We start from the raw sequence: 6,790 nt of genomic DNA, 5'->3' as shown, positions 1-6,790 counted from the left end.
GTAATTAATTTCTGGCACCTCTGAACCCATGACACTACGTACTTTTAATTGGATATCGTCTTCAACATCTACGTTAGTTGATGCATCATTTACACTTAAAATACCATTTTCATATGCAGCAATTGACAGTTTATGATAAGCCAATTCATAAGCTTTTTTAAGGTCATCCTGTAAACCAGAAGCCTTATTCAGCAATTCAATCAACTCATTCATTAAGATAATCCGTTTACGATCCATCAATTGGTAACCGCTACGTGAAAGATCTAATGTCTTTTGAATTTGCATTAGGTTCCCCTTAGTAGGGGTGTTATTAATATCCATTAATTCTCACCACCTTAAACTAGGGGCTTGTCAGTTGTTTGTTGGTTTAATACCTCATCAGCTGTATCTTTGTAGTATTTATCAAGGATTTCAGTATCCATACGTGTTAATTCTTCACGTGGAAAAATACCCAATAATTTCCATCCTAAGTCCAATGTTTCTTGAATAGTTCTGGTCTCATCTTGACCTTGACCAACAAATTTTTGTTCAAATAATTCACCAAATTTTAGGTAAAGTTTATCAACATCTGATAATTCTTCTTCACCGATAACAGAAGCTAAAGACTTAGCTTCATTAGCACCAGAATATGAAGCGAACAATTGGTTAGCAACGTCAGAATGGTCTTCACGAGTATAACCTTCACCGATACCATCTTTCATCAAACGAGAAAGTGATGGTAAAATCCCAACTGGTGGATAAACATTTTTACCCTCAATTACACGGTCAAGTACGATTTGGCCTTCAGTAATATATCCGGTAAGGTCAGGGATAGGGTGGGTAATATCATCATTAGGCATGGTTAGAATTGGAATTTGCGTTACAGAACCTGGTTTGCCTTTAACAATACCAGCGCGTTCATAAATTGTCGCTAATTCAGAATAAAGATAGCCAGGGTAACCTTTACGAGAAGGGATCTCTTGTTTAGCAGAAGATACTTCACGTAAGGCTTCGGCAAATGAAGTCATATCCGTTAAGATAACTAACACATGTTTACCTAAATCATAAGCTAAATATTCAGCAGTTGTTAGCGCAACACGAGGTGTGATTAAACGCTCCATAACCGGATCATCAGCTGAGTTTACAAACATCGTTACATGGTCCATTGCACCAGACTCTTCAAATGAACGACGGAAATAGTCAGCAATATCATGTTTTACACCCATAGCAGCAAATACAACAGCGAATTCTTCGTCAGAATCTTCACCCAATTTAGCTTGTTTAACGATTTGAGCGGCTACTTGGTTATGACTCATACCATCACCAGAGAAGATAGGTAATTTTTGACCACGAATTAACGTCATTAATCCGTCAATGGCTGAGAACCCAGTTTCAATATAGTCACGTGGGTAAACACGAGATACAGGGTTCAGTGGTGCACCATTAACATCACGCTTAATGTCAGAATGGATTGGTCCTAAATTATCAATTGGTCGACCGATTCCATCAAACACACGCCCTTGAATTTCAGGTGCAAGTTCGATTTCTAAACCGTGGCCAGTAAATTGTGTATGTGTATTGTCTAGAGACATAGAAGTAGTTGAGTCAAATACTTGAATGATGGCTTTTTCGCCTTCCATTGTAATAATTTGACCTAATTTTTCTTCATTACCATTTACGCGAAAGCGTACGATATCGTTATATGCAGCGCCTCTAACACCGTCTACAACTACTAGAGGGCCATTAATGGAATTTAATCCTAAATATTCTATTGCCATTATTATTCCCCCTTAACCATTCTCTTGCATAGCATTTTCATAGAATGTATCGATATCCTCAAAATAGTGATCGAAATCAGCTAAGTTATCATTTGAGGTTGTATACTTCATGTTGATTACATCAGTGAAAATGTTTGATTTATTTAGATATGACATCGGCATACCCCATTGGATCAATGACTTCGCACGGTGATGTAAGTATAAAATAACTTCCATCATTTTTTCTTGTTTAGCCATTGGTACCGCTGAGTCTACCTTATGGAAGGTATTTTGTTGTAAGAAACCTTCACGGAAAACACGAGCAGTTTGTAAGACTAATTTTTGGTGGTCAGGTAGGACATCAGAACCGATTAGTTTTACAACTTCCATTAATTGGTCTTCTTCATGTAAAAGAGCCATCATTTCAGCACGGTTAGCTAGGAATTTTTCAGAAATGTTGGCAGTATACCAAGCACCTAAATCATCCACGTATTGACTATAAGAATTCATCCAGTTAATTGCAGGATAGTGACGTTTATGTGCAAGTTCTGAATCTAGCCCCCAGAAACAACGTACGAAACGTTTAGTGTTTTGGGTAACTGGCTCAGAGAAGTCCCCACCTTGAGGAGATACAGCACCGATAATCGATACTGAACCTTCAGATTGGTTTAAGTTACGCATGTAACCAGCCCGTTCATAGAAAGTTGCAATACGACTAGCTAAGTATGCAGGGAAACCTTCTTCAGCGGGCATTTCTTCAAGACGACCAGATAACTCACGTAAAGCTTCGGCCCAACGAGAAGTTGAATCGGCCATGATCGCTACATCATAACCCATATCACGGTAGTATTCAGCGATTGTTAAACCTGTATAAATAGAGGCTTCACGGGCTGCTACCGGCATGTTAGAAGTGTTGGCAATTAAAACTGTACGTTCCATCAAAGGCGCATTTGAACGAGGGTCAATCAATTTTGAGAAGTCTTCAAGTACTTCGGTCATTTCGTTCCCACGTTCACCACAACCAATGTAGACAATCACATCAGCATCAGCATATTTTGCAATCTGATGTTGCATAGTCGTTTTACCAGTACCGAAACCACCTGGAATCGCAGCAGTACCACCTTTAGCGATAGGAAAGACTGAGTCAATAATCCGTTGACCAGTTACAAGTGGTGTAGTTGACTCGAATCGAGAAGCAACAGGACGTGCTTGACGGATTGGCCATTCTTGATAAGCTTTGATTTCATCAATGTCACCGTTGAAGCGGCGTACTTTAACCAAGATATCCTCGATTGTATAGTCACCTTCAGCAACGACTTCTATGACTTCACCAACAGTTGTAGGAGGTACCAATACTTTATGGGTAACGGCATTTGATTCTGGGATTTCGGCGATAGTTGCACCGCCAGAAACTTGATCACCGACTTTAACAACTGGTTTCACATGCCATAAGGTTGATTTATCAAGTGAATCTACTTGAACACCACGTTTGATCATGTATCCGGATTGTTTTTCAATTTCAACTAAAGGACGTTCAATACCATCATAGATATTATTGATTAAACCAGGGCCTAACTGTACTTTAATCGGCATTGTTGTACCGTAAACGCGTTCTCCTGGACGGATACCCGCAGTTTCTTCGTACACTTGGATAGTGGTTTCTTTTTCATTGATGGAAATAACTTCCCCAACTAATTTGTCTTCACCAACATGGACCATCTCTTGCATAGATAAGTCGGTTGGACCAGCGATTTTTACGATTGGACCCGAAATTGAATAAATTAAATTTTCGTTTGCCATTCTAGTCATCAACCTCCTTGATAGTAAAGCTATCTTCAACGTTTGCTAATAGGGTAGAGAAAGAGTAATCAATCAACACTTGACGGTCTTTCAAGACACCACGGACGCCACCTAAAAACTCACGGTCTGAAATTTGAATATTTGCATTTGTTTCTTCTAATAAAGTTTCAATCATACCTTGATCTGAATGGTTGATGTAAACAACCAACTCTTCACGATTTTTTTCTGCATAGTCTTTTAAGTTATTAATCATCACAACTAATTGGTTGCGGTATTCATCTGTTTGCATGTAATTTTGAATCGCACTGTTGAATTCAGCGAATAGAGATTTTTTCAACTTTTCTTCTTGTAAGTACAAGTCACGTTGTAAGTGAATTTGACTTTGAGAAATGTTTTTATTCAACTCTTTACGCATATTTTTTTTGGCGTTGGCAAATTTTGCATCAAACTCTTGATTTGTGTTTTTCACAAATTCATCATAGTCTTTTTGCAAAGTTGCTTGGTATTGATTGACTTGTTCGTCAATAATATCTTGCGCTTGTTGGTTGACTTGCGTTTCAAAATAAGCAAATTTATCTTCTAAATCCATTGCTTAAAACTCCCATTCTATAATTGGATACCGATTGCATGTTGAATTGTTTCAGCAATGGTATTGGTCGCATTTTGATATTCATTTGCACCTAAGACTGAAGTGATAAGTGGTGTTGCTTGGTTAAAGCGAACATCATTTACAAGGTCTTGATTGCTTTCAATTAGAGAAGGCGAAAGATAAAGAATGCCAATACCTTTATCTGCTATTGCACGTTTAAAGGCAGGTTCAAACTCCGCAGGCTTTACAATTTCACCTTCAATACCTACTAATCGCAATCCAGTCAAAGTGTCTAAGTTATCACAGATTACGTAAGCTTTCATTATAATTGACCTAAAATCATGAATGAGATGATCAAACCGTAAAGGGCAACCCCTTCAGCAAGACCAACGAAGATTAATGAACGACCGAAGATTGAACCATCTTCTGAAATAGCACCTAGGGCAGCTGAAGCAGCAGAGGCAACGGCGATACCACCACCAACACATGATAAACCAGTTGATAAGGCAGCAGCGATGTAACCAAGACCTGTTGCTAAACCAGCAGCGTCACCAGCAGTTTCTGCAACAGCACCAGTTGATGCTAAAGCAACTTCTGGGTTGTAAGCTAATACGATAGCAATTAAGATACCAGCTACAACGAATACTAAGTTAGTAGTTAATGATTTTTTGTAACGATTTTTTGTTTTTTTGCCTGTGTAGAAGTAACCGAATGGTAAAACGAAACCTAATACGAAAGTTGCAACCATTGTCAGTTTAATTAATAATTCTGTTGTCATTTTTATTTTCTCCTTTAATCTTTAATCCAAATATTTTTAAATTCAATACCATCGCCACGATAGAAATGACTGAAAATTTCATAAAATTCAAGACGCAAAACTTGAATTGCCACGACTAATCCTTCAAAACCAGTTACAAACAAGTTACCTAAGATAATGACCAACCAGTTGATGTTGCCACTATTTTCAGCACCTGCAAACATTAATACTACACTCATCATTGCACCATGAGAAATAGCGAACGCACCCACACGGACGAATGAGATTGAGTTAGAGAAGTAAGTTAATAGGGTTTCAAATGTTTCAAAGAAGATTGTTAATGCTTGAATCACAATGTTGTCACCATTTACCTCTTTATGGTTTTCCAACTTGTGAATGATTTCTTCCTTAAAGGCAATTGTGATTAATGCTAAAACCAGGATAGCGATTAAGATGCCAATTGCTGGAATTGTGTGTCCAGACATGTAAAGGATTAACATAGCTACTAATACAAAGTAGAAAATGAATCCGGCAATACCGTTCTTATCAAGAATAGCTTCCCATTTTTCTCCGGCATTAAAGCGTTGCACGATGTTGACAATCATTGTTGCGAGGATCATGAACATACCAAAGGCGACTGCTACGATAAATACTGTATTTAAGCTTCCGAAGAAGGGAATGTCTGTCATGTGTGTCATAGGATGTAGCCATAATGCATGGATAACATCTTCAAATCCAAAGATTGATCCGTAAAGGAAACCAAAGATAGTTGAACTTAATCCAATTGGCGCTAACATACCGATAGGGCGTAATTTCTTGTTGAAGAATCCGACAAGCCCTACTAGGAATAGAATTAATCCCTGACCCACATCTCCGAACATGGCACCAAAAAGAAGGGAGTACGAAATACCTACGATCGCTGTTGGATCAATTTCACGGTAGTTTGGAACGCCGTACATTTTGGTTAGTAGCTCAAAAGGGCGGATTAGGAAATTGTTCTTCATTTTTGTAGGTGGATTCAAATGACTGTTGTCATCTTCATCTTCGATATACATAGTCACGTTTGGATCGTTTTTAACTTCAGCGCTGAAGTTTTGCGCATCAGATTGAGCCATCCAACCGATTAATAAGTAACGTGTTTCTTTTTGCGCGAATTCCTCACGGGTAATTGCTGCAAATTTACGAACACCAAAAGCTTGAGATAAATCCATTAACCGACTCTTAGCCGCTAATAAATCTGGCGCCACTGGTGTAACTAAAGCACGCATTTTTCGTTTCAATTGGATTAACTGGCTTTCAGTATCTTCTACCAAATTCTGATATTTATGTGTAATTTCACGGAAACTACCACTTTCCTCAGGTAGGTAAATCCGCTCCCAAGCTAGTGAGAATAGAAGGGCATCAACACGTTGGCGCGCTTCATCAGGTGTGAAGTAGACACCATAAACGTATTTTTCAGTTTCTTCACTCTTCACGAAGATGGCTGGTACCATTGTGTCCACATATTTTTCGAACTTACGGTAGTTTTCACGAGTGAAACGACCGAAACGGAATTTAATGTGGTTCATTTCGTAAATTTTATCTAATGTGAAGTCAATTGATTGGAAGGGTCTAAACATTAATAAGTTTTCGTTTGCTTCATCATGTGCTGCTTGCACCTTAGCAATGGCCTCTCGTTCATGTTGCAAGCTTTCTTCAACTTCGTTTACTAAAGCTTTTGCTTGATCAAAGGTCATGGGTTTGTCCAGGTGAATGTCTTTACCATGCTCAACGTTTGTGTAGTCTAATAAGTTATCAATTCGTTCTTCCCAAGGTTCATAAGGGTTTGGACTTGTATAGGGACGAAGTGTTCGAATCTCTGACAACTCCTTCAACGCATTTTCTAAATGGATAGGGTAGTGGGTCAAA

The 6,790-nt window shown here is 38.5% G+C and carries 7 protein-coding genes; all 7 read right to left on the bottom strand.

Going from position 1 to position 6,790, the window contains the following annotated elements; all coding sequences use genetic code 11:
* On the bottom strand, positions 1 to 321 hold a 321-nt coding region (locus ACRCJ0_RS08205; RefSeq protein ID WP_431390141.1), incomplete at its 3' end, for a V-type ATP synthase subunit D.
* Between the two features lie 14 nt (positions 322 to 335).
* Positions 336 to 1,757: a V-type ATP synthase subunit B gene (locus ACRCJ0_RS08200; RefSeq protein ID WP_059134069.1), complete on the bottom strand. Its 1,422-nt coding sequence runs from the start codon at positions 1,755 to 1,757 to the stop codon at positions 336 to 338.
* Between the two features lie 12 nt (positions 1,758 to 1,769).
* The gene (locus ACRCJ0_RS08195) at positions 1,770 to 3,536 is read right to left on the bottom strand and encodes a V-type ATP synthase subunit A (protein ID WP_431390140.1); all 1,767 of its coding nucleotides are present in this window, start codon (positions 3,534 to 3,536) and stop codon (positions 1,770 to 1,772) included.
* 1 nt (position 3,537) lies between these two features.
* Positions 3,538 to 4,125, bottom strand: a complete 588-nt coding sequence (locus ACRCJ0_RS08190) for a V-type ATP synthase subunit E (RefSeq protein ID WP_431390139.1) — start codon at positions 4,123 to 4,125, stop codon at positions 3,538 to 3,540.
* Between the two features lie 17 nt (positions 4,126 to 4,142).
* The gene (locus tag ACRCJ0_RS08185) at positions 4,143 to 4,448 is read right to left on the bottom strand and encodes a V-type ATP synthase subunit F (protein WP_003142406.1); all 306 of its coding nucleotides are present in this window, start codon (positions 4,446 to 4,448) and stop codon (positions 4,143 to 4,145) included.
* Positions 4,448 to 4,903 (bottom strand): ATP synthase subunit C, encoded by a 456-nt coding sequence (locus tag ACRCJ0_RS08180; protein WP_431390138.1) that lies wholly within the window; start codon positions 4,901 to 4,903, stop codon positions 4,448 to 4,450. Before ACRCJ0_RS08180 ends, ACRCJ0_RS08185 begins: the two co-directional genes overlap by 1 nt.
* A gap of 14 nt (positions 4,904 to 4,917) precedes the next feature.
* Positions 4,918 to 6,790, bottom strand: a 1,873-nt coding sequence (locus tag ACRCJ0_RS08175; protein ID WP_431390137.1) for a V-type ATP synthase subunit I, incomplete at its 5' end; no start/stop codon positions are given.

It is taken from the genome of Aerococcus sp. L_32 (assembly GCF_050689315.1).
This window is presented reverse-complemented; position numbering and strand designations above follow the sequence as displayed.